Genomic DNA, 21,659 nt, shown 5'->3' on the forward strand with positions numbered 1-21,659 from the left:
CGGTCTGAAAGTTTGGGCATTATAACCGAAATTATTATTTTTTATCAAATTGTAACCAATCTACCATCATTTTCTCTGTTTCTTTTAAGAAGAAATCAGGTGCTTCATAGTCTTTTGGTAACTGCTCGATATCTTTAATTTGTTTCTTACCTTCACGTTTAAAACGTGCATTCAAATCTTTTAAACGTTTGGCTTCATCCGCTTTATTTTCAGCAAGACGCTCTTCCAAATTTAATGAGGTAAATTTACGATCATCTCTTTCTTTACGTATCGCAATATCCTCATTTAAGGTAATAAACTCAGGATCTTTCGCAATACGCGCTTCGTGTTTTGCTGTTAATTGTGCAACCGCATCACGAGCCTTACCTGTTTCACTGTATGTGGCTGCAGGAATTTTATCCCAAGGTAACGCATTGTCTTCAAAGCTCTCGCCTGTTTTCTCTGCATTAATGATTGCAGGGAAATTAATATCTGCATCCACCCCTTTTAATTGGGTACTACCACCATTAATTCGATAGAATTTTTGGATAGTATATTGGATAAAACCTAATGGTTCCTGATCCAAATCATAGACCATATTCAATGAACGACTTTGTTGAACAGTCCCTTTACCAAAGGTTGTCTGCCCAACAATAATGGCTCGATTGTAATCCTGCATCGCTGCAGCAAAAATTTCAGAGGCTGAAGCACTATGGCGGTTGATCATCACCATAATATCACCAGCATATTCCACCGAATTACTTGGATCTTCGTGAACTTTAATACGGTTAAACGCATCACGAACTTGAACCACTGGTCCCTCTTTAATAAATAATCCTGTTAATTCAACTACTTCTGTTAAAGAACCACCACCATTTTCACGTAAATCAATGATTAAACCATCCGCTTTTTTGGTTTTCATCTCCGCTAAGAGTTTACGGACATCTTTGGTTAAACCAATATAGAATCCAGGAATTTTAATCACAGCAATATTTTTGCCATCAATTTTATCCATCGTCAATTTCGCGGCACTGTCTTCTAAGCGAATAGTATCTCGCACTAAGGTGATAATCTTCGTTTTACCACCTTTTTCAGGTTCAATCTCTAAATAAACTTTAGAGCCTTTTTTACCTTTAATCTTATCGACAACATCATCCAAACGCCAGCCAATCACATCTTCAATCTTATCCGCAGACTGGCCGACCCCGACAATCTTATCTCCTGCACTGATTTTTTTACTTCTTGCTGCTGGTGCACCAGGAACTAATGATTTAATTTTAGTAATATCATCTTCCATTTCAAGTGTAGCACCAATACCTTCTAGCGAAAGGTTCATACTTTCTTGGAAACGTTTCGCTGCTCTTGGCGAAAGATAACTGGTATGTGGATCAATCTCACGGGCAAAGGCATTCAAATACACTTGTAAAATATCATCGGCTTTATTTTGTGTTAGACGACGGATCGCTAAGTTATAACGTTTTACAAGTGTTTTTTTAATTTCAGGCCATTTTTTATCTTTTAAATAAAGGCTAATAATGTCGTTTTTAACACGTTGTTTCCACAGTTCATCCGCTTCTGCAGTCGTTTTTGGAAATGGTGCTTTTTCACGATCGTTTTCAATTTGATCATTCCCTTTTAAATCAGGTTCTTTATCTAACAAAGAAAGTGCATATTTATAACGCTCATAACGACGTTTTGTCATTAAATCGTACATTTCAAAGGCAATATCTAATTTGCCTTCATACAATGCTTCATCTAACTTTGTTGCATACTTTTCTTTCAAGCTATCTACATCAGATTGTAAAAAAGTATTATGAGCGCCATCTAACCAATCAATATAACGATTAAAAATTTTCGCAGAAAACGCATCGTCTAATTGGAATTTATGGTAATGCGATTGCGTTAAACGTGCGGTTACTCGCTTAGTAGAAAGACTGTGTTGTTCCGTTGGCTGTGGAAGAACTAATTCACTTTCTTTCATCTCTGGTTCAACAGCGAAAGCATTCAATACAAAACTGCCTAGCCATAAACCTAAAACAACAGATAATTTATTCTTTTTCATACGGTTCCTATGAGAATAAGATAAATAATAACTATCTTTTACCCTTACCAAATTTATTTTCTAACGCAGCTAAACTTTCTAGAGATGCCTTAGGTGCATCTTGCTTTCTCGCATCTGTACGTTTCTTTGCATTTTCTTCACGAGCTTTTTGTTTAAAGAATGCCTTACGCTCTTCTTTACGCTTTTCTTTCATTTGCTGTGCGCGACGTTCTGAATAAGCAGCTTTTGCTTCTGCTAAAGATTGGGCTGCATGAGCTGCTTGAGTCGCATCGACCACGCCAGCATCCTCACCTTGTAATCCAACACGCATAGCCCCTTCCTTACACGCGTGCAAATAGCGCCAGCTCATGGTGTATGCACGTAATGTTTGACGCAATACCGTTTTACTGACTTTTTCATCGTTTTCTAACGCAACCGCAAGGTCTTGGAATAAACCAATTTTAAGTGGTTTGGCTTCACCTTCTAGACTAAAACAGAGAGGGAATTTTTCAGCTAAATAAGCAATGGCTTCTTTAATTGTAAGGGCTGTTTTTTGATTTTGAACGTTTTCAAGTTGTTGTTCAGACATAGTGTTTTCCATTTTAAAACAAAAATTAATTTCTTCACGTTATGCCAAGTAAATATGGACATAAAATGTTGCTTACTATATTTTATTTAATATGAGTAGTCCATAGACTTTCTGATAAGTTCAGCAATATCACCGAATTTTTTTATTCCTAATCTAGAATAAAATAATATTTGCCTTCTATCTTGAGAAATGCTCTAATGCCAAGATGTTGAAATTTTCAACGTATTTTGTACTATTTCGTAAAACAAGGATAACTTATGTCAAAATTAACAGGAACAGTTAAGTGGTTTAATTCTGTGAAAGGATTCGGTTTCATCTCGCCAGATCAAAGTGGGGATGATGTATTCGTACATTTTTCAGCAATCATCAGCGAAAGCTCTTATCGTAACTTAAAAGATGGCGATAAAGTAGAGTTTGATATTCAAACATCTGAACGTGGTCCATCTGCCACAAATGTTAAGGTAATCTAATAATCTCGCCTAGTTAAATGATAAAGCCATTTGTCTGTTTACAAATGGCTTTCAGTTCACTACATTTGGCTTTCTAAAAATCTCTCTGCATCAAGTGCTGCCATACAGCCTGTTCCTGCAGAAGTAATTGCCTGACGATAATTGTGATCCATTACATCTCCTGCCGCAAATACCCCTTCAACGCTTGTTGCTGTCGCATTACCTTCTAAACCAGACTTAACCACAATATAGCCATTTTTCAACTCAAGTTGATCTTTGAAAATGTCAGTATTTGGTGAGTGACCAATCGCCACAAACACACCATCTAATGTTACCTGTTCTTCATTACCTGTTTGAGTACATTTTAAACGAACGCCCGTAACGCCCATGTTATCGCCTAGCACTTCATCTAAAACGCTATTGGTATGAAGAATAATTTTGCCTTCATCCACCTTTTTCATCAAACGATCAATGAGAATCTTCTCACTACGGAAGGTATCACGACGGTGAACCAAATGAACAACTGATGCCACATTGGATAAATATAACGCCTCTTCTACAGCAGTATTTCCACCACCAATCACCGCAACAGGTTTATTACGATAGAAAAAACCATCGCAGGTTGCACAAGCAGAAACGCCACGGCCTTTATAGGCTTCTTCTGACGGTAAGCCCAAATATTTTGCAGAAGCTCCCGTTGCAATAATCAACGCATCGCAAGTAAAGGTATTAAAGTCCCCTTTCAATGTAAAAGGACGCTGTGAAAAATCAACACTATTGATGTGATCAAAAATAATTTCTGTGTTAAATTTTTCTGCATGTTTCTGCATCTTGACCATTAAATCTGGCCCAGTCATCTCTTCAAATTCACCCGGCCAGTTTTCAATTTCCGTCGTTGTTGTTAATTGACCGCCTTGTTGCATTCCTGTCACTAAAACAGGATTGAGATTTGCACGAGCCGCATAAACTGCCGCCGTATATCCTGCAGGGCCTGAGCCTAAAATTAATAATTTTGCGTGTTTTGTTGCCATTGTTTTCTCCATACAAGCGGTCACTTTTTTGCAAAATTTTGCAAAAATCTCACCGCTTGTAAATCAATTAATATAATAGGGAATAGAGTTGTCGACGATATTTTGCCACTAACGGATCTGCATTTCCCATCGCTGAAAGGATAGCTAAAAATTGAGTCTTTATCTCGCCATTCCCTGCACTAAGATCTTTTTTCAACCATTCAAATAGCAAATTTAACGCCTCTTCATTTTTTCCAACTTGATGAAGTTGGTTCGCTAATTTAACGGCAATATCAGGTTTTTGCGTCTTTGCATACTCCGCTTGAAGTTGCTGAATTTCTGGTGAATCTGCGGCTTGTTCTAATAAACGAATTTGATCTTGTAAGCCTTGCCAACGACTGTCTCTATCTTGAATCGGGATCTGCGCTAAAATATCTCTAGCCGGTTCAATCTGCTTCATCGCAATATAAGTTTCTGCGTACAGTAACCCAAAATCGCTATTTTTCTTCTCTGTTAATTCCCATGCATTTTTTAATAAGGGAAGCGCTAAGTCATATTGGCTTGCTTCTAAAAATTCAAGCGCCTGAGCAAACTTTAATTCTTCTTCTTTCGGGAGAATATTACTCAATCGAATACGTAGTTCCTGTTCACTTACTACGCCTTGAATCGCATCCACAGGTTGACCATCTGCAAAAAAATAGCTCGTTGGCACCGCTTGTACACGAAACTGTGATGCAATCATAGGGTGATCATCACAATTAATAATCGCTAATAAAAATTGCTTTGGATATTCATCAGATAAACGTCGAAAAAGCGATTCCATCTCCAATGAACTCGGTTCACGTGGTGAAATAAAATGGAATACCACAGGCACTTCAGCTGTTGCCTTAATTATTTCACTAAAATTCGTTTCATTAACATTAATAATATAATCCATAAAATCCCTAAAGATGAAGCGGTGAGAAAACTCACCGCTCTAAATGTTTATTCTGCGTGATAACGATTAATGATTGTTGATACACCACCGTTGCCCAAACAAGCAGAGCTATCCGTTGCTGTTGAATAAGTTCCATCTCGGCAAATTGCAGTCACATTACTTGGTAAATTCTCAGGTAATTGTGTTTGGGAAACTTTTGTAGGTGCAACGTTTGAAGAAGATGGAGCTTTAACCACTTCAACTTTTTCACCTGAACTACAAGCAGTCAACATCGCTATTGCCGTCAGCATAGTAATAATACTGTATTTTTTCATAATCGATCCTAAGAAAATAGTAATTACATATATAGAAATAAAGCCGAAAACATTACTGTTCTCGGCTTACATAATGACGATTATACAATAAAATTTCAAGGATTAACCGTTGACAAATTTCTCGCCTAATTCAATATCTGCTTTTAGCGTTGGGATCATGCCTTGAATTGCTGCTTCTTCATAAGTACTAATTTCACCAATTGGTAATAATTCTTCCACACCATTTAAGCCTAAAACCACAGGTTGTGCAAAGAAACGTGCATATTCACCGTTGCCTTCAACATAGGCATATTCAACCACTTTTTCGCCAGTCAAGCCTTTCAAGACTGAATTTGCAAAACGAGCTGCAGCTTGTGCCATAGATAGCGTTGCAGATCCGCCACCAGCTTTTGCTTCAACCACTTCAGTACCTGCATTTTGAATTCGTTTTGTTAACGCTTCAACTTCTTCTGCGGTAAAGTCTAATTTATCTTCTTCATGGGCTTGTGAAAGCAATGGAAGAATGGTAACACCAGAGTGACCACCAATCACAGGCACTTTCACACGGCTCACATCTTTACCTTTTAATTCAGCAACAAAGGTCTCGGAACGTAAAACGTCTAACGATGTCACACCAAACAATTTACGTTTATCATAAACACCCGCTTTTTTCAATACTTCTGCTGCGATTGCAACTGTCGTATTCACTGGGTTTGTAATAATACCTACGCAAGCTGTTGGGCAAACTGTCGCAACTTTTTCAATTAAGTTACGAACAATACCTGCATTGATGTTAAATAAATCTGAACGATCCATACCAGGCTTACGTGCCACACCTGCTGAAATTAACACTAAATTTGCACCTTCTAACGCTGGAGTTGGGTCTTCACCTGCATAGCCAACGGCTTTTACTGCGGTTGGAATATGGCTTACATCCACTGCAACCCCAGGAGTCACTGGTGCGATGTCATAAAGAGCAAGGTTTGTGCCTGCTGGAAGCTGTAACTTCAATAATAAAGCTAGTGCTTGACCGATACCGCCTGCTGCGCCTAATACTGCAACTTTCATAGATTTCTCCTTATAGGTTATGTAAATTTAATGCCAGAAGTGTATGTAAAATAGTATAGATTTTCAAATAGCAAAGTGTAATTTTGCGACCTAGCGCAAATTTTCGAGAAAAAAAATCGGTTTAGATTGTTTTTTGTGAATAAATAAGCAATAATTTTGCATATTTAAGAAATTTTTGAATAAAAGGGATGCACTGTGGAAAAAATTGACTCGCTAAATGAAGCCTTTAAATCACTTTTAAAAGAAGAAAAATTTAGCTCTCAAAGTGAAATTGTTACCGCATTGCAAGAATTGGGTTTTGAGCATATTAATCAATCCAAAGTCTCTCGTATGCTCTCAAAATTTGGCGCAGTTCGCACCCGTAATACCAAGATGGAAATGGTTTACCAACTTCCTGCTGAATTAAGTGTTCCCACAACATCCAGTCCGCTAAAAAATTTGGTGATTGATATCGACCATAACGATGTATTAATCGTAGTTCGTACAAGCCCTGGCGCAGCCCAATTAATTGCTCGCCTACTTGATTCTATGGGGAAAGCTGAAGGCATACTGGGGACGATTGCAGGCGATGATACTATTTTTATCACTCCAACTCGTGAGATGACGATTGCCAGCTTAATTGAGCATATTACTGAACTTTTCGAGACCTCACTCTAATGAATATTTTTATCACCGGCGGAACCGGTTTTATAGGCTCAGCGTTATGCCATGCACTCATTCAACAAGGGCATCAATTAACTGTGCTCACTCGCCAACAAAAACCGTCTCAACAAGCGGTGACTTATTGCCAAAATTTGGCAAATGTCGAAAATTTCAATCAGTTTGATGCGGTGATTAATCTCGCTGGTGAACCTATTTTTGATAAAGCTTGGACAGCAAAACAAAAGCAGATATTACTACAAAGTCGGCTTGACATCACAGAACAACTTGTTGCACGTATTCAAGCGAGTTCAACACCACCCCATACCTTCATTTCAGGATCAGCCACGGGCTATTATGGCGATCTTCCTTTTGCAAAAAATTATGATGAACTGACCGCTTGTGGCAGGGCTTTTCCCGCCCAACTTTGTCAACAATGGGAAGCCAGTGCTTTAAAAGCACAAAGTGAAAAAACACGTGTCTGTTTGATTCGTACAGGGATTGTGTTAGATAAACAAGGCGGAGCATTAAAGCAGATGCTTCCCCTTTATCGTTTAGGACTGGGTGGAAAATTGGGTTCAGGTAAACAGCATTGGGCTTGGATTTCCTTAAATGATGAAATTCGTGCTATTTTATTTCTATTAAATCACTCACAATGCCAAGGTGCGTTTAATCTCGTTGCGCCAAAATCGGCGACAAATGCAGACTTTAATGGGGCTCTGGCAAAAATGTTAGGTCGCCCAGCCTTTTTTAACGTGCCTGCTTTTATCTTAAAATGTCTATTGGGTGAGCGTTCGCAATTATTACTCGATAACCAACCGCTTGTACCAAAGCATTTAACGGAGATGGGCTTTGTGTTTGAAGATAGCTTAGAAAAAGTACTCGAATTTCAGGGCTAGATTCACAACGTATTTTGCTGTAAACTACGCTCCCGTCCTGATGGTTTATTCCATTCCGAATTTCAACTCGATTTATCACACAAAAGGCAGACAAAATGGCAACGAATTATATTTTCGTGACGGGCGGTGTTGTTTCTTCTTTAGGAAAAGGCATTGCGGCTGCGTCGTTAGCATCAATTCTTGAAGCGCGTGGCTTAGATGTCACTATTATGAAGCTTGATCCTTATATCAATGTCGATCCAGGTACGATGAGTCCAACGCAACACGGTGAAGTATTCGTGACTCAAGACGGTGCAGAAACGGATTTAGACTTAGGTCACTATGAGCGTTTTATCCGTACCAAAATGACCAAAGCGAACAACTTTACAAGCGGTAAGATCTACTCAGAAGTTTTGCGTAAAGAGCGTCGTGGTGACTATTTAGGTGCAACGATCCAAGTTATTCCACATATTACGAACGAAATCAAAGCACGCGTGATTGAAGGTGGTAAAGGTCACGATGTTGCAATCGTTGAAGTGGGTGGCACTGTAGGCGATATTGAATCGTTACCGTTCTTGGAAGCATTACGTCAATTAGCCGTTGATGTAGGTCGCGAAAAAACGTTGTTTATGCACTTAACCCTTGTGCCATATATCCCAACGGCAGGTGAAGTGAAAACCAAGCCAACACAGCACTCAGTGAAAGAGTTGCTCTCTATCGGTATTCAACCGGATGTGTTGATCTGCCGTTCAGATCGTATGATCCCAGCAAATGAACGTGCGAAAATCGCGTTATTCTGTAATGTTCCTGAGCGTGCGGTTATTTCTCTTAAAGATGTTGATTCTATCTACCGTATTCCAGCGTTATTAAAATCGCAAGGTTTAGACGATTTCGTTTGTGATCGCTTCCGCTTAACTTGCAAAGAAGCAGATTTATCTGAATGGGAACAAGTGCTTTACCAACAAGCAAACCCAACGGGTGAAGTGACTATTGGTATGGTCGGTAAATATGTTGAGTTACCAGACGCTTACAAATCGGTCAATGAAGCATTAAAACACGCAGGCTTGAAAAATCGTTTAACGGTGAACATTAAATATATTGATTCACAAGATATAGAAACCAAAGGTGTTGAAGTGTTACAAGGGGTTGATGCGATTTTAGTCCCTGGCGGTTTTGGCTATCGTGGTGTGGAAGGGAAAATCCGTACTGCACAATATGCGCGTGAAAATAAAATTCCATACTTGGGTATTTGTTTAGGTATGCAAATTGCATTGATTGAATACGCTCGTAATGTTGCAGGTTTAACCCAAGCGAACTCATCAGAGTTTGATAAAGACTGCCCACAACCTGTCGTTGGTTTAATTACCGAATGGCAAGATGAATCAGGGAATGTTGAGACTCGCTCAGATGAATCAGATTTAGGCGGTACAATGCGTTTAGGCGCACAACAATGCCACTTAATCGAAGGCACAAAAGCACGCGAAGTGTATGGGGCTGAAACGATCGTTGAACGCCACCGCCACCGCTATGAAGTAAACAATACATTACTTCCACAAATTGAAGCTGCAGGCTTGAAAGTGAGCGGTTTATCGGCAGATCGTAAATTAGTCGAAATCATTGAAGTGCCAAACCACCCTTGGTTTATCGCAGCACAATTCCACCCAGAATTTACTTCTACTCCACGTGACGGACATCCGTTATTTGAAGGATTTGTAAAAGCAGCGAAAGAGCATCAAGGTAAAAACGCTTAATCCTTAATACTAAAAGCGGTCAGTTTAGTTGCAAATTTTGCAAAGAAACTGACCTTTTTTATGCATCACTGTGATGCGTCAATATAGAATAATTACTCTCCATATAAGTTTAAGTTACCTTATTAAATAATTAATGTTATTATTTTTCATATTATTATTTCTTAATATGAGAATTTTAAATAATGAAACCCATCTTCCTTGAACTTCGCCACCTAAAAACCCTACAAGCATTAAAAGAAAGTGGTAGCGTTTCTTTAGCAGCTAAACGTGTTCATTTAACACAGTCTGCACTCTCTCATCAAATCAAGCTATTGGAAGACCAATACGACCTCACTTTATTTGAACGAAAAACGCAACCTATTCGTTTCACCGTTGCTGGAGAACGTTTAGTTCAGCTTGCTTATGACATTTTACCTAAAGTTATGGAAGCTGAATTAGATGTTGCACGCATTAAACAAGGGGAATTAGGAGAATTAAGAATTGCAGTGGAGTGCCATACTTGTTTTGATTGGCTCATGCCTGCGATGGACGCATTCCGTAAAAGTTGGCCGCTTGTAGAATTAGATATCGTATCTGGATTCCATACGGATACGGTTGGGCTATTACTCACTCACCGAGCAGATTGGGCTGTCGTATCTGAAATAGAAGAAATTTCAGGAATATCCTATACCCCCCTTTTTTCTTACGAAATGGTTGCGATTTGCTCTAAAGATCATCCTTTAGCACAAAAAGAAGTATGGGAAGCTGAAGATTTCCGTGATGAGACTTTAATTCACTATCCTGTACCCGATGATATGCTCGATTTATTACGAAAAGTCCTTTTTCCTGCTGGTATCAATCCTGCACGTAGAACAAGCGAGCTAACTATTGCAATTATTCAATTAGTCGCAAGTAAACGTGGCGTTGCAGCATTACCCTATTGGGCGGTAAAACCTTATTTAGAAAGGGGCTATGTCGTTGCTCGTAAAATTACAGAGTATGGTCTATATAGTAAACTTTATAGTGCTATACGAGAAAACGATGCAAATGCGGCATATATTACGGATTTTCATAATACTGTAAAATCTGAAAGTTTTAGCTCACTTCCTAGCCTACTTGTTTTAGAATAAATTCATTAAATTACCTTTCTATATTTTGCTGACAAAACAACCATTAATGTAAATTGGCGGTTGTTTTGTAATCCATTTAGTTGTATATTTTTTTCGGCGTTAAGTCAAACTCGATTAAAATCAATGTATTGCATTTAAGGTACATCAATATGCAAAAGCGCATCTTTTCTTTTATTCAAAAAAAATATCTCTGCACATTATGTTGTTCTCAAAATAATCTTCCATGGGCAAATGCATTTTATTATGTTTTTGATGAGGAAAATCGTCGCCTGATCTATGTTACTGGAGAACAAACTTATCATAGTAAGGTTATGCAAGAAAATCCTAATGTATCAGGAACGATATTTACTCCGACTCGTTTTCACCCTTCATTACAAGGGATTCAATTTACGGGAAAAACTAAACTTCTTAAGGGAAAAGAATACGAAACCGCAAAGGAATTATATAAAAAAGAATATTCCCATGAACTTATCGACAAACTATCCATTTGGGAAGTGCAATTAGAATACGTAAGGCTTATTGATAACTCATTAGGTTTATTTTCCACAGTAGAATGGAAAAGAAATGAATCTCAAAACAATATCATACCAGACAATATTCCTGTATAAAAAACAAAGGGAAAGCAATTGCTTTCCCTTATCTCTAATGATTAAAGTGATTTAAAGAAAATCACAAGGATAATAAGTGGAATGACGAAACGAACGTAATTAAACCACAAATTCGTTAATGTTTTCCCTGCCCCTAACTCTTCCTTCGCTTCATCTTTTAAGACAAAGCCAACGAAAATAGCACTACCTAATGCAGTAAGGATGAATAAAATATTTCCACTAATATAATCAAAAGCATCAAAAATACTTTTACCCATAATGGTGACATCTTTCCAAACATTATCACCTAAAACAGATGGCACATTACCTAAAATAAAGATGAGTGTTAAAGTCCAAAATATCGCCATTTTTCTACTCATTTTTGTTTTTTCTTGTAGCGCGGTGATGATCACTTCATAGATGGTTAATGAAGTCGTTAATGCTGCAACCACTAATAAGCCAAAGAAAATAATGGCAAAGATCGTACCGCCCCACATATTAGAGAAAACAATCGGTAGGCTTTGGAAGACGAGAGTTGGGCCTGAATTTGGGGCAATGCCAAAGCTAAAGAGTGATGGGAAGATCATAAAGCCTGCCATTACTGCAATTACTGTATTTAATACCCCTGTGATTGTCGCTGTTCTCACCAGATTTTCTTTTTTGTCTAAGTAGCTTGAAAGGGTAATTAATACGCCGAAACCTAAGCTCAGAGCAAAGAAGACTTGTCCTAATACAAAGACAAATAATTGCGGTGTAATTTTTGAGAAATCAGGCATTAAATAGAATTTAATCCCTTCCGCTGCCCCAGGTAAAGTGACATTACGGATCACCATAATGATTAAGAAAATAAAGAGTAAAGGCATCAAATATTTAACCGAACGCTCAATACCATCAACTATGCCTTTGACTAAGATGAAGTAGTTTACTAAGACAAACAAGCCTGTATAAGCCAGAATGGTAACCGGGCTGTTGAAAATACTCTCTTTGAAATAGGCAGATGTGGTTTCTACGGTAACAGGTGATGAGAGATCTAAACCGCCTGTCACAAGACTGCCGATATAATTTAATACCCAACCACCAAGCACCATATAGTAAGCAAGGATACCAAAAGATCCTAACAATCCCATATAACCCAAGATTTTCCACGCAGGGTGAATGGCTTTACCATTCGCTTTTCCAGTAAAGGCATCAATGGCATTTACTCGCATACGGCGACCAATCACATTTTCTACTAAGATCATCGGAATACCGATAACGATCATTGCGATACAAAATAAGGCTACATAAGCTCCGCCACCATTTTCTCCGACTAAATAAGGGAAACGCCACGTTGCACCAAAACCAACGGTTGCACCTGCTACGGTCATAATATATGCCAATCGATTTGACCACGATTGGCGTTCTTGGGGTTGTGTATTCATATTTTTTCCTACTGCATACAAAAGGAAGTTAAGAGAACAGAGCAAAAAGTTCATCGACTTTAATTCGAGAGTCACTGGATTGACCAATATGACGTTGCACTTTCAGTTTCTTTATTTTCGCTCCACGATAGATTTGCCGAGTAAACTCAGTATCATGATTTGAAATGAGCACAGGAATTTTAGCTTTCTGAGCTTGTTTCGCTCTCTCAGCTAACGCTATCTGCTGCTCAAGAGAGAAACCACCACCCGCATAATGGGTAAAATTGGTTTCTTGGTTCAGAGGAGCATAAGGTGGATCACAATAAACCACATAATCATCAGGATTCTCTAACAAATATTGAAAGACTTGATGAAAATCCGCACAAATAAATATTGCTTTTTGTGCCTTTTCTGCAAAAGAACGTAGCTCCTTTTCTGGGAAATAGTGTGTTTTATAATCGCCAAAAGGCACATTGTATTCATGTTTCTGGTTATAACGGCATAACCCATTAAAACCAAAACGATTTAAATAGAGAAATAGAACAGAACGACGAAATGCATCTTGAGAAAAATTAAATTCCGCACGCCGCTCATAATAAAATATTGCACTATTAGCTTGGGGATCGTTAAAAAGCGTTTTTGCTTCTCGAATATACTTCTCCACATCTAATTTAATTACATTAAATAAATTAATCAGATCAGGATTAATATCCGCAAGAATATAACGCTCAAAATTGGAATTAAGAAACACCGAGCCTGCACCAACAAAAGGCTCTACAAGACAAGCCTTTTTTGGCAAATGCCGATTAATTTCATCGGTCAGGCGATATTTTCCACCTGCCCATTTTAAAAAGGCTCGCTGTTTCATTATCGAGGTTTAGAATTGAGTAAATCGACGAATGGCATCTAAAACTTGGTTTTCTGTCGCTTGAGCAGTAACATAAGCCTTACCAAGTGATTTTAATAAAATCAAGCGCAACTGACCGCTTAATACTTTCTTATCTCGCCACATATAAGGCAAATATTCTTCAGGTTGCATACCATCTGGTGAAATCGTTGGCAACGTTGCACGAGCAATCAATTTTTCTAAACGAGCTACATCTTGTTCCGTGAGATCACCAAGAATATGAGATAAGGCTGCTGCTTCAAGCATCCCAACGGCAACCGCTTCCCCATGTAACCAGTTACCATAGCCTAGGTGTGCTTCAATAGCGTGTCCAAAGGTGTGACCCAAATTTAACAAAGCACGATCGCCTTTTTCTGTTTCATCACGAGCCACCACATCGGCTTTCAGTTGGCAACAACGTTGAATACAATACTCTAACGCAGACTGTTCAAGGGAAACGAGATCATCAATATGCAGTTCAAGCCATTCAAAAAATTGAATATCAAAAATCGCACCATATTTGATTACTTCCGCTAAGCCTGCACTCACTTCACGTTTGGGCAAGGTTTTTAAGGTATTTGTATCAACAATAACCGAAATGGGCTGATAAAATGCCCCAATCATATTTTTACCAAGCGGGTGGTTTACTGCCGTTTTTCCTCCAACGGAAGAGTCCACTTGTGCCAATAAGGTGGTAGGAATTTGAATAAAACGGATACCTCGTTGATAAGACGCTGCAGCATATCCTGCTACATCACCAATAACACCACCACCTAACGCAATTAATACTGAATCACGATTATGATTTTTTTCAAGTAATGCGGTAAAAATAAGATTGAGTGAATCAAGGTTTTTATGTTGCTCACCATCGGGAATCAACACTGAATCGACTTTACAGCCAATAGCACTTAGCGTTTGTTCTACCGTTGCAAGATAATGGGAAGCAACCGTTGGATTAGACACGATCATCACTTTATCTCCTGACTTTAATGGATGATAACTCGTTGGATCTGCTAATAATCCGTCACCTATTGAAATAGGATAACGACGCTCTTTTAATTCCACATTGACTTGCAACATATAGACATCCTTAGTTACTGTAAATTATCAATCATATCAATGATTTGCGTTGCGACTACTTTTGCACTTTGTTCATCAGTCTGCAAAATGATATCTGCAATTTCTTCATAAAGCGGATTACGAATTTTCGCCAGTTCGACCAACGTTTGATACGGATCTTCCGTTTGTAATAACGGACGTTTTTTATCACGTTGAGTACGCTCAAACTGTTTATCTACGGTGGTTTCAAGATAAACCACAATACCACGAGCAGAGAGGACATTACGGTTATCTTTGGAAAGCACAGAACCACCGCCTGTTGAAAGTACCAAACCATGCGATTGGGTTAGCTCATTTAGTACACGCTCTTCACGTTTACGAAATCCTGCTTCCCCTTCAATATCAAAAATCCAATCAATATCAGCACCTGCACGCTCTTCAATTACAGCATCTGAATCCAAAAAATCCATATTTAGCATTTGTGCTAATTGACGTCCAATAGTACTTTTACCAGCACCCATAGGACCAATTAAGAAAATATTACGTTTTTCTGCCATTATTTTTCTAAAGAATAAAAATTAAAATTATTGATTTGTGATTATTTGAAAAAACAGACCGCTTGTATAATACAAGCGGTCTGTTTTATGTTGAATTTTACAAAAGTGATTAAAATTAAAACACTTATTTACTGAATTTTCCACAAATCGCCCCAAAATAAAGATGGGCGATATTATCTCAATAAATCGCCCTACTTTTCAACCTAAACAAAGAGAATTATCACATTTTAGAATAATTCTTTTCCTTGGTGCTGTAAAACACCTGGTGGAGGTAAACCTAAACGCTGTTCTAGTGCCTCATGCTGTTTTGGTTGAGATTGTCCAGGCAATTGTCCAGGCGCTTGAACAGCTTTTTGTACAATATAGCGTTTTGTTGGCTCGGTGCCTTTAATGAAGAACTCTGTTAATCCATTGCCTAGGAAGCCACTTGTTGGATCGATTTTAACTTCAATGATATTTGCAGGCAATACTTCGGCACGCTCTTCTTTGTCAGCTAATGCGACCTTCATATATTTGATCCAAGCAGGTAATGCCGTTTGCGCACCGGCTTCACCACGGCCTAATTCTCGCTTATTATCATCAAAACCAACATAGACTGCAGTCACTAAATTCGCCCCAAAGCCAGCATACCATGTCACTTTTGCATTATTGGTTGTCCCAGTTTTACCACCAATATCCTTACGCTTAATTTCATTGGCTACACGCCAACTCGTCCCTTTCCAACTTTGACCTGGTTCCCCTGTAATTGCTGTCTTTAAAGCACTACGCATTAAAAAGGCAATTTCACCGCTAACAACTCTTGGTGCATAACGAATTTCTTGGCTTGTTGCAGCAGCATTTGCCATTAAACTTGGTGCATCTTGCTTCGCCGTTGGACTAATATCTAACTCTGGAATCGCATCATTATCATCATCCTTTGGAGACTCAACAACAACTTCTTCAGAAGACTGTTTCTTCTCTTCAATTTTTACAAAATCAAAATACTCTGGTTCAGGATAAATCACAGGCTTATCATTACATTCTAAACACGCAATCGCAGGGTTTGCTTTAAAGAGTTCATTACCTGAGCTATCTAAAATACGGTCAATGATATAAGGCTCGATTAAATAGCCACCATTATCAAAAACTGCATATCCTCTAGCCATTTCTAACGGCGTAAAGGAAGCCGCCCCTAATGCCAATGCTTCTGTCGCTTGATATTGCTCTTTTTGGAAGCCAAAGCGTTGTAAGTAACCCGCTACATACTCTACACCAGCCATCTGCACTGCACGTACCATCATCACGTTTTTGGATTTACCCAAACCTACTCGTAAACGCAACGAACCCTCATAAACATTCGGTGAATTTTTCGGTGTCCACGGTTTTTGTCCGCGTTTTGTAATAGTAATTGGCGTATCACTTAAGGTTGTCGAAAGACTTAATCCTTTATTTAATGCAGCAGCATAAATAAATGGTTTAATGGAAGATCCCACTTGTACTAAAGATTGTGTCGCGCGATTAAAACGGCTTTGTTCAAAACTAAAACCACCAACAATCGCTTCAATCGCACCATTATCACTATTTAGTGAAACTAATGCTGAATTAACATCTGGAATTTGCCCTAACTCCCATTCGTCCTTACTATTTTGACGAACCCAAATTTGTTCTCCAACATTGATCACATCTTTCACTTGAGTAGGCGCTTTACCTTGCGCTGAATCATTAATAAATTTTCTCGCCCAGCGCATACTAGACATTTTAATTTCTGCGCGATCTCCTGTTGGTAGCATGATATTCGCTTTATCTTTTGAAATGGCTAATACGACAGCACCAATAAAAGGCTCGGAGCTTGGTAATTTACTTAAGTGATCGATAATCTTTTCTTCGTCCCACGCACTCTCTTTAGGACTCCATAACTTCTCTGCCCCACGCCAGCCATGACGACGATCATAATCAATCAAATTATTACGCAAGGCATCTTGCGCTTCCTTTTGATCAGCAGATAACACTGTCGCAAATACTTGGAAACCTTTAGTATAAGCAACTTCTTCGCCATAGCGTTTAACCATTTCTTGACGAATCATTTCTGTTACATAATCAGCTTTAAATTCTAATGCTGCGCCATAATATTTTGCTTTAATTGGTTCTGATTTGGCTTGTTCATATTGCTCTTTTGTAATTTTACCAATTTCCAACATACGACCAAGCACAACATTACGGCGATTTTCAGCACGTTTCACTGAAAAAAGTGGATTCATCGTAGAAGGGGCTTTTGGTAAACCCGCAATAATTGCAATTTCAGATAAAGTTAACTCATCAAGCTTTTTGCCGAAGTAGATTTTTGCAGCTGCTGCCACCCCATAAGAGCGATATCCCAAATAAATTTTATTGAGATATAGCTCTAAAATTTCATTCTTAGAAAGATTTTCTTCAATTTCTAACGCTAAAATTACTTCTTTTAACTTACGCTCCATTTTACGCTCAGGAGATAAAAAGAAGTTTCTCGCCAATTGTTGCGTAATGGTACTCGCCCCTTGCGTATCCCCTTGGCTTGAACGCCAAACGGCACGCATAATGCCTTTAGGATCGATCCCCTTATGTTCATAAAAACGGGTATCTTCCGTCGCAATAATCGCATCAATTAAGGTTTGCGGAATATCGGCAAGTTTCACAGGAATACGGCGTTGTTCCCCCACTTCTCCAATGAGTTTACCGTCTGCGGTAAAAATCTGCATAGGTTGTTGAAGTTCAACGGTTTTTAGGCTTGCTACATCAGGCAAGTCTTCTTTTAAATGGACATAAAGAAAACCTGCTGCAACTAGACCCACAATTATTAGTGTAAGTAAAGCACTAAATATGATTTTTACGATCTTCATCGAAAAATTCTCTTTTGCTAAATGACGAAAGGATAATTCTAGGTAAAGATAACCTAAATCCGAAAAAATAATACTCTGTTTAAAGATATAAGCAGAATAAAACAGTTAATTATAGTTTTAATTGATGTCAGAATCTATTTTTTATTCGAGGGAAATATGGGTAAATTCTTTCAGCTTTGCACAAAAGCACCACTTAAACCGATTCAAGTTGGCTTTTTTTGGCAAGAAAATACCGCTTGTATCGTCTATTTTGAGCAAGAACAGCCCCATTCTTTTTACTTTTCAAGCAAAGTAGAAGCGGATAGTTTCCTACAACAATTTCCCTGTAGTTATCAGCTTGTTCAAGCCGTTTCTTATTCGCATATCTGGCGAAAAACGCTCATATTACCTAGCTTAGAGTCATCATTAAAAATAGAGCAACAAGCGATACCGATTTTAAAGCAATCACTGCCATTAGACCTCTCAGAAATCGCCTTTGACTACCAAGTGACTCCATTAGATAGCAATCAGCTCTATCAAATAAAACTATACGCATTAAGAAAAAGTGAAATGTGGGAAGACAAAGCTATTTTAGATTGTGAACTACATTGCCTTTTAAGGGGGATAGCTTATTTAAGCGAAATTGCACAGGAAGATATCGAAAAATATTGTTACCAATTTCAAGATAAATTTATTCAGTATAAAGATCAACAACTTACCATTGAAAAACAGAATCTAACAGACAATCCTGTATTCAATGTAGAAACACTTTCCCAAACAAACGATATTCCCCATTTTTATCCTTATCTCATTGCATTAGGAGCGAGCCTATGGAATGGCAAGGCATCAATCTAAATGGCTATCGTCAGCATCAATGGCTGACAGAATCCGTAAAAAATCTCAGCTATCTCACCGCTTGTATTGTGATTAGCACACTACTGGCGTTGCTTGTCCATTGGCAAAATCAACAGCAACAACATCAATTTCACACTTTGGCTCAACAGTTACAACAAAACCAAGAGCAACAATCTACGTTAACCCAACAGATTGAGCAACTGACCTTGCAATCACAAAATAAAAGCACACAAAGCCTAGAAAACAACCAGATTACCGCGTTTTTGAATTATCTGTCAGGCATTAAATTATCAGGGATTATTGAGATAGCCCAACTGTACCAAGCAGAACATACCGTCTTTAAACTCACCGGTAAAGTCTCTAACCCTACTCAATTTAGTCAGCTTGAACAGCAATTAAAGGCAATGAATTACATTTATCAAATAGAACAATTTGAAACGCGTGAAAAAAGTGAGATTGAATTTAGCCTACATATTGATTTAAAGGAAAAAGAATGAAATTGTTCTTATCAAAGTATTATTTAATGCCCCAACACCCATTATATCGTGGCTTATATTATTTAAACAAAAGTAAAGGACTTATTCTGTCTGGAGTATTTTTATTGATTATAGCATTTCCAATTGGAAATTATTTTTATCTTAATCAAAAAATAGATCAGCAACAAAAACAGCTCATTGAAGTTAAACAGATTATCGGGCATAAACAGCAACAATTAAAATTATTAAAACAACGTTATCAACTTGCTCAAGATAAAAGTGAATTATTAACCCAAATAAATCAACAAATTCAGCAGATTTTAGATAAAAACAGCGTAGAAATTGAGAGTATTCAATGGAATATGGAAGAAAGAAAAATCTATTTATTAATTAGCCAATCTACGCAAAAAGTACTTAATGCTATCGCTGATCTTAATCAATTAACAATAGTTAAATTTCAGGAAGTCCATTTAACTAAAAAAACAAAACAGAAATACATTCAACTCAATGCCACTTTACTTTTTCAAGCTGACACAGGAGAACAATAATGCGATTATGCTTTTTCTATTTTATCTTTCTGAGCGCTGTCACTATGGCAGATCCCTTTTATGCGAAGGATACTAGCCAAGAACAGCCCCAAATTGCAAAAGATCAAGATGAACTCACCGCTTGTACACCAATAGATAAGGTGAATGAAATTAATCTCGCCACAGATTTTGATAAATTACAGCTCATCGGCATCATTCAGATCGACGATAAAATCCGAGCGATTTTTTTAGATGATAAAAAACAGCTTATTGATTTATATCCTAACGACTATTTAAGCCATTCCTTTATTCAAATTAAAGAGATTGATTTTAAATCTGTCCGCTATATTCATTGGCAAAAAACAGAAAATTGCCAATCCCCTAAATTATTCACTTTAAAATTTTAGGAGTATCTTATGCGTTATTTATTCCTGCTATTCTTTGCTACCTTTCCTGTATTAGCAAACCAACAAATTTCGCTTTCTATAAAAAATTCCCCTACAGCAGAAATTATTGGTTATTTGGCTGAAGAAACAGGAAAAAACATTACGATTTCAGATGAGATTAAAGATACGAAAAACTTCAGAGTAGAAAAAAGCCATTTTGATGAAATCTTAAATAGTTTAGTTAAAACACACCAACTTCATTTAAAAAAGGAAAATAATATTTATTACCTTAGCCATAAAAAAGAAGAAGAAAATAAAAATATCGCTAATTTAACGAAGCCAATAGTGGAATCAGCTCCGTCTATACCACAGCCCCCTAAATTAATTACCAAAACGATCAAATTACATTATTCCAAAGCATCAGAAGTGATCGAATCTTTAACCAAAGGACAGGGAAATTTACTCTCTGAGAATGGCTATATTCACTTTGATGATCGCAGTAATAGCATTATCGTCAAAGACAGTGCTGCTTCCGTTAAAAATTTTACTCAACTTATTCAGAAACTGGATAAACCAACGGAACAAATTGCGATTGAAGCCCGAATTGTCACGATTAGTAGTGAACATTTACAACAACTTGGTGTACGTTGGGGCTTATTTTCTCCTAACGAAAATCACTATAAATTTGCAGGAAATTTAGAAGGAAATGGATTAACCACCAGTAACTTAAATGTCAATTTTCCCGTAACGCCGTCTGCTTCGATTGCCTTACAAATTGCATCAATCAATAGCCGTGTACTTGATTTAGAACTCACCGCATTGGAACGTGAAAATAATATTGAAATTATTGCTAGCCCACGTTTACTGACAACGGACAAGAAGCCAGCAAGTATCAAACAAGGTACAGAGATTCCTTATGCCGTATATAGTAAGAAAGAAGAAATGACGGATATTGAATTTCGTGAAGCCGTTTTGGGGCTAGAAGTCACGCCACATATCTCTAAACAAAATCAGATTTTGTTAGATCTCGCTATCAGCCAAAACTCCCCCAATAACCAAATGAATAATACGATGGTGACGATTGATAAACAGGAAATTAATACACAAGTCCTAGCCAAACACGGTGAGACTATTGTGTTAGGCGGTATTTTTCAACACTTAATTTCCAAAGGCGAAGATAAAGTCCCTATTTTAGGCAGTATCCCTGTGATTAAAACCTTATTTAGCCAAAGCCAAGATAAAATCTCTAAACGAGAATTAGTGATTTTTGTTACGCCTTACATTGTAAAATCTGAAAAAATAGAGACTGGAAAACTGAAATAACTTCACCTTTATTTTGCGGGAAAAGG

Annotated in this window: 22 protein-coding genes; 11 read left to right on the forward strand and 11 right to left on the reverse strand. The window is 37.8% G+C overall.

Annotation, left to right across the window (positions count from 1 at the left end; all coding sequences use genetic code 11):
• Window positions 1–34: 34 nt before the first annotated feature.
• Window positions 35–2,041, reverse strand: coding sequence for a carboxy terminal-processing peptidase (gene prc / locus EXH44_RS02615; protein WP_162856146.1), 2,007 nt, complete (start codon window positions 2,039–2,041; stop codon window positions 35–37).
• Window positions 2,042–2,072: 31 nt separating this feature from the next.
• Window positions 2,073–2,609, reverse strand: a complete 537-nt coding sequence (gene proQ, locus EXH44_RS02620; RefSeq protein WP_162856147.1) for an RNA chaperone ProQ — start codon at window positions 2,607–2,609, stop codon at window positions 2,073–2,075.
• A 257-nt stretch (window positions 2,610–2,866) separates the two neighbouring features.
• Between proQ and EXH44_RS02625 the strand changes: the two genes are divergently transcribed.
• The gene (locus EXH44_RS02625; RefSeq protein ID WP_162856148.1) at window positions 2,867–3,079 is read left to right on the forward strand and encodes a cold-shock protein; all 213 of its coding nucleotides are present in this window, start codon (window positions 2,867–2,869) and stop codon (window positions 3,077–3,079) included.
• Window positions 3,080–3,138: 59 nt separating this feature from the next.
• On the opposite strand, the gene trxB is transcribed toward EXH44_RS02625, so the two are convergent.
• The 4 genes from trxB to mdh form a co-directional block, all read right to left on the reverse strand.
• Window positions 3,139–4,089 (reverse strand): thioredoxin-disulfide reductase, encoded by a 951-nt coding sequence (trxB, locus tag EXH44_RS02630; RefSeq protein ID WP_135675583.1) that lies wholly within the window; start codon window positions 4,087–4,089, stop codon window positions 3,139–3,141.
• Window positions 4,090–4,156: 67 nt separating this feature from the next.
• Window positions 4,157–5,005 (reverse strand): co-chaperone YbbN, encoded by an 849-nt coding sequence (locus EXH44_RS02635; RefSeq protein ID WP_162856149.1) that lies wholly within the window; start codon window positions 5,003–5,005, stop codon window positions 4,157–4,159.
• A gap of 47 nt (window positions 5,006–5,052) precedes the next feature.
• Window positions 5,053–5,319 carry a DUF3761 domain-containing protein gene (locus EXH44_RS02640; protein WP_244238742.1) on the reverse strand — a complete coding sequence of 89 codons (267 nt, stop codon included), beginning with the start codon at window positions 5,317–5,319 and terminating at the stop codon, window positions 5,053–5,055.
• A gap of 102 nt (window positions 5,320–5,421) precedes the next feature.
• Window positions 5,422–6,366 carry a malate dehydrogenase gene (gene mdh, locus EXH44_RS02645; RefSeq protein WP_162856150.1) on the reverse strand — a complete coding sequence of 315 codons (945 nt, stop codon included), beginning with the start codon at window positions 6,364–6,366 and terminating at the stop codon, window positions 5,422–5,424.
• Window positions 6,367–6,561: 195 nt separating this feature from the next.
• Here mdh and argR point away from each other — a divergent pair, with 195 nt between their 5' ends.
• The 5 genes from argR (at window position 6,562) to EXH44_RS02670 (ending at window position 11,351) form a co-directional block, all read left to right on the forward strand.
• On the forward strand, window positions 6,562–7,023 hold the full coding sequence (gene argR / locus EXH44_RS02650; RefSeq protein ID WP_162856151.1) for a transcriptional regulator ArgR: 462 nt from the start codon (window positions 6,562–6,564) through the stop codon (window positions 7,021–7,023).
• Complete coding sequence (locus EXH44_RS02655) at window positions 7,023–7,904, forward strand: TIGR01777 family oxidoreductase (RefSeq protein ID WP_162856152.1); 882 nt, start codon at window positions 7,023–7,025, stop codon at window positions 7,902–7,904. Before argR ends, EXH44_RS02655 begins: the two co-directional genes overlap by 1 nt.
• A 95-nt stretch (window positions 7,905–7,999) precedes the next feature.
• A complete protein-coding gene (gene pyrG, locus EXH44_RS02660; RefSeq protein WP_162856153.1) occupies window positions 8,000–9,634 on the forward strand; it encodes a glutamine hydrolyzing CTP synthase in 1,635 nt (544 codons plus the stop codon).
• Window positions 9,635–9,816: 182 nt separating this feature from the next.
• Window positions 9,817–10,743: a LysR family transcriptional regulator gene (locus EXH44_RS02665; RefSeq protein ID WP_162856154.1), complete on the forward strand. Its 927-nt coding sequence runs from the start codon at window positions 9,817–9,819 to the stop codon at window positions 10,741–10,743.
• Between the two features lie 149 nt (window positions 10,744–10,892).
• A complete protein-coding gene (locus EXH44_RS02670; RefSeq protein ID WP_162856155.1) occupies window positions 10,893–11,351 on the forward strand; it encodes a pyridoxamine 5'-phosphate oxidase family protein in 459 nt (152 codons plus the stop codon).
• Between the two features lie 41 nt (window positions 11,352–11,392).
• On the opposite strand, the gene EXH44_RS02675 is transcribed toward EXH44_RS02670, so the two are convergent.
• The 5 genes from EXH44_RS02675 to EXH44_RS02695 all read right to left on the reverse strand — a co-directional run bounded on the left by EXH44_RS02675 (window position 11,393) and on the right by EXH44_RS02695 (window position 18,087).
• Complete coding sequence (locus EXH44_RS02675) at window positions 11,393–12,751, reverse strand: sodium-dependent transporter (protein ID WP_162856156.1); 1,359 nt, start codon at window positions 12,749–12,751, stop codon at window positions 11,393–11,395.
• A 28-nt stretch (window positions 12,752–12,779) separates the two neighbouring features.
• Window positions 12,780–13,598, reverse strand: coding sequence for a Dam family site-specific DNA-(adenine-N6)-methyltransferase (locus EXH44_RS02680; RefSeq protein ID WP_162856157.1), 819 nt, complete (start codon window positions 13,596–13,598; stop codon window positions 12,780–12,782).
• A 9-nt stretch (window positions 13,599–13,607) separates the two neighbouring features.
• Entirely contained in the window at window positions 13,608–14,696 is a 1,089-nt protein-coding gene (gene aroB, locus EXH44_RS02685) for a 3-dehydroquinate synthase (protein WP_162856158.1), read from the reverse strand.
• Between the two features lie 14 nt (window positions 14,697–14,710).
• Window positions 14,711–15,232 carry a shikimate kinase AroK gene (aroK, locus tag EXH44_RS02690; protein WP_162856159.1) on the reverse strand — a complete coding sequence of 174 codons (522 nt, stop codon included), beginning with the start codon at window positions 15,230–15,232 and terminating at the stop codon, window positions 14,711–14,713.
• Between the two features lie 227 nt (window positions 15,233–15,459).
• On the reverse strand, window positions 15,460–18,087 hold the full coding sequence (locus tag EXH44_RS02695) for a penicillin-binding protein 1A (protein ID WP_162856160.1): 2,628 nt from the start codon (window positions 18,085–18,087) through the stop codon (window positions 15,460–15,462).
• Between the two features lie 156 nt (window positions 18,088–18,243).
• On the opposite strand from EXH44_RS02695, the gene EXH44_RS02700 reads away from it, so the two are divergent.
• The 5 genes from EXH44_RS02700 to pilQ are packed head-to-tail and all read left to right on the forward strand — an operon-like array spanning window position 18,244 to window position 21,633.
• Complete coding sequence (locus tag EXH44_RS02700) at window positions 18,244–18,921, forward strand: competence protein ComA (protein ID WP_162856161.1); 678 nt, start codon at window positions 18,244–18,246, stop codon at window positions 18,919–18,921.
• Window positions 18,897–19,418 (forward strand): hypothetical protein, encoded by a 522-nt coding sequence (locus EXH44_RS02705; RefSeq protein ID WP_162856162.1) that lies wholly within the window; start codon window positions 18,897–18,899, stop codon window positions 19,416–19,418. The genes EXH44_RS02700 and EXH44_RS02705 overlap by 25 nt, the downstream gene beginning before the upstream one ends.
• Window positions 19,415–19,945 carry an ATPase gene (locus tag EXH44_RS02710; protein ID WP_162856163.1) on the forward strand — a complete coding sequence of 177 codons (531 nt, stop codon included), beginning with the start codon at window positions 19,415–19,417 and terminating at the stop codon, window positions 19,943–19,945. Before EXH44_RS02705 ends, EXH44_RS02710 begins: the two co-directional genes overlap by 4 nt.
• Window positions 19,946–19,989: 44 nt before the next feature.
• The gene (locus EXH44_RS02715; protein ID WP_244238743.1) at window positions 19,990–20,331 is read left to right on the forward strand and encodes a hypothetical protein; all 342 of its coding nucleotides are present in this window, start codon (window positions 19,990–19,992) and stop codon (window positions 20,329–20,331) included.
• Between the two features lie 9 nt (window positions 20,332–20,340).
• The gene (gene pilQ / locus EXH44_RS02720) at window positions 20,341–21,633 is read left to right on the forward strand and encodes a type IV pilus secretin PilQ (protein ID WP_162856165.1); all 1,293 of its coding nucleotides are present in this window, start codon (window positions 20,341–20,343) and stop codon (window positions 21,631–21,633) included.
• Window positions 21,634–21,659 lie beyond the last annotated feature (26 nt).

It is taken from the genome of Actinobacillus indolicus (genome assembly GCF_004519515.1).
Classification (GTDB): Bacteria; Pseudomonadota; Gammaproteobacteria; order Enterobacterales; family Pasteurellaceae; genus Glaesserella; species Glaesserella indolica_A.

What these genes read in the sequence shown, in the direction of transcription:
- prc (WP_162856146.1), bottom strand. Translation starts at nt 2,041, where the DNA reads ATGAAAAAGAATAAATTATCTGTTGTTTTAGGTTTATGGCTAGGCAGT.
- proQ (WP_162856147.1), bottom strand. Translation starts at nt 2,609, where the DNA reads ATGTCTGAACAACAACTTGAAAACGTTCAAAATCAAAAAACAGCCCTT.
- EXH44_RS02625 (WP_162856148.1), top strand. Translation starts at nt 2,867, where the DNA reads ATGTCAAAATTAACAGGAACAGTTAAGTGGTTTAATTCTGTGAAAGGA.
- trxB (WP_135675583.1), bottom strand. Translation starts at nt 4,089, where the DNA reads ATGGCAACAAAACACGCAAAATTATTAATTTTAGGCTCAGGCCCTGCA.
- EXH44_RS02635 (WP_162856149.1), bottom strand. Translation starts at nt 5,005, where the DNA reads ATGGATTATATTATTAATGTTAATGAAACGAATTTTAGTGAAATAATT.
- EXH44_RS02640 (WP_244238742.1), bottom strand. Translation starts at nt 5,319, where the DNA reads ATGAAAAAATACAGTATTATTACTATGCTGACGGCAATAGCGATGTTG.
- mdh (WP_162856150.1), bottom strand. Translation starts at nt 6,366, where the DNA reads ATGAAAGTTGCAGTATTAGGCGCAGCAGGCGGTATCGGTCAAGCACTA.
- EXH44_RS02655 (WP_162856152.1), top strand. Translation starts at nt 7,023, where the DNA reads ATGAATATTTTTATCACCGGCGGAACCGGTTTTATAGGCTCAGCGTTA.
- pyrG (WP_162856153.1), top strand. Translation starts at nt 8,000, where the DNA reads ATGGCAACGAATTATATTTTCGTGACGGGCGGTGTTGTTTCTTCTTTA.
- EXH44_RS02665 (WP_162856154.1), top strand. Translation starts at nt 9,817, where the DNA reads ATGAAACCCATCTTCCTTGAACTTCGCCACCTAAAAACCCTACAAGCA.
- EXH44_RS02670 (WP_162856155.1), top strand. Translation starts at nt 10,893, where the DNA reads ATGCAAAAGCGCATCTTTTCTTTTATTCAAAAAAAATATCTCTGCACA.
- EXH44_RS02675 (WP_162856156.1), bottom strand. Translation starts at nt 12,751, where the DNA reads ATGAATACACAACCCCAAGAACGCCAATCGTGGTCAAATCGATTGGCA.
- EXH44_RS02680 (WP_162856157.1), bottom strand. Translation starts at nt 13,598, where the DNA reads ATGAAACAGCGAGCCTTTTTAAAATGGGCAGGTGGAAAATATCGCCTG.
- aroB (WP_162856158.1), bottom strand. Translation starts at nt 14,696, where the DNA reads ATGTTGCAAGTCAATGTGGAATTAAAAGAGCGTCGTTATCCTATTTCA.
- aroK (WP_162856159.1), bottom strand. Translation starts at nt 15,232, where the DNA reads ATGGCAGAAAAACGTAATATTTTCTTAATTGGTCCTATGGGTGCTGGT.
- EXH44_RS02695 (WP_162856160.1), bottom strand. Translation starts at nt 18,087, where the DNA reads ATGAAGATCGTAAAAATCATATTTAGTGCTTTACTTACACTAATAATT.
- EXH44_RS02700 (WP_162856161.1), top strand. Translation starts at nt 18,244, where the DNA reads ATGGGTAAATTCTTTCAGCTTTGCACAAAAGCACCACTTAAACCGATT.
- EXH44_RS02705 (WP_162856162.1), top strand. Translation starts at nt 18,897, where the DNA reads ATGGAATGGCAAGGCATCAATCTAAATGGCTATCGTCAGCATCAATGG.
- EXH44_RS02710 (WP_162856163.1), top strand. Translation starts at nt 19,415, where the DNA reads ATGAAATTGTTCTTATCAAAGTATTATTTAATGCCCCAACACCCATTA.
- EXH44_RS02715 (WP_244238743.1), top strand. Translation starts at nt 19,990, where the DNA reads ATGGCAGATCCCTTTTATGCGAAGGATACTAGCCAAGAACAGCCCCAA.
- pilQ (WP_162856165.1), top strand. Translation starts at nt 20,341, where the DNA reads ATGCGTTATTTATTCCTGCTATTCTTTGCTACCTTTCCTGTATTAGCA.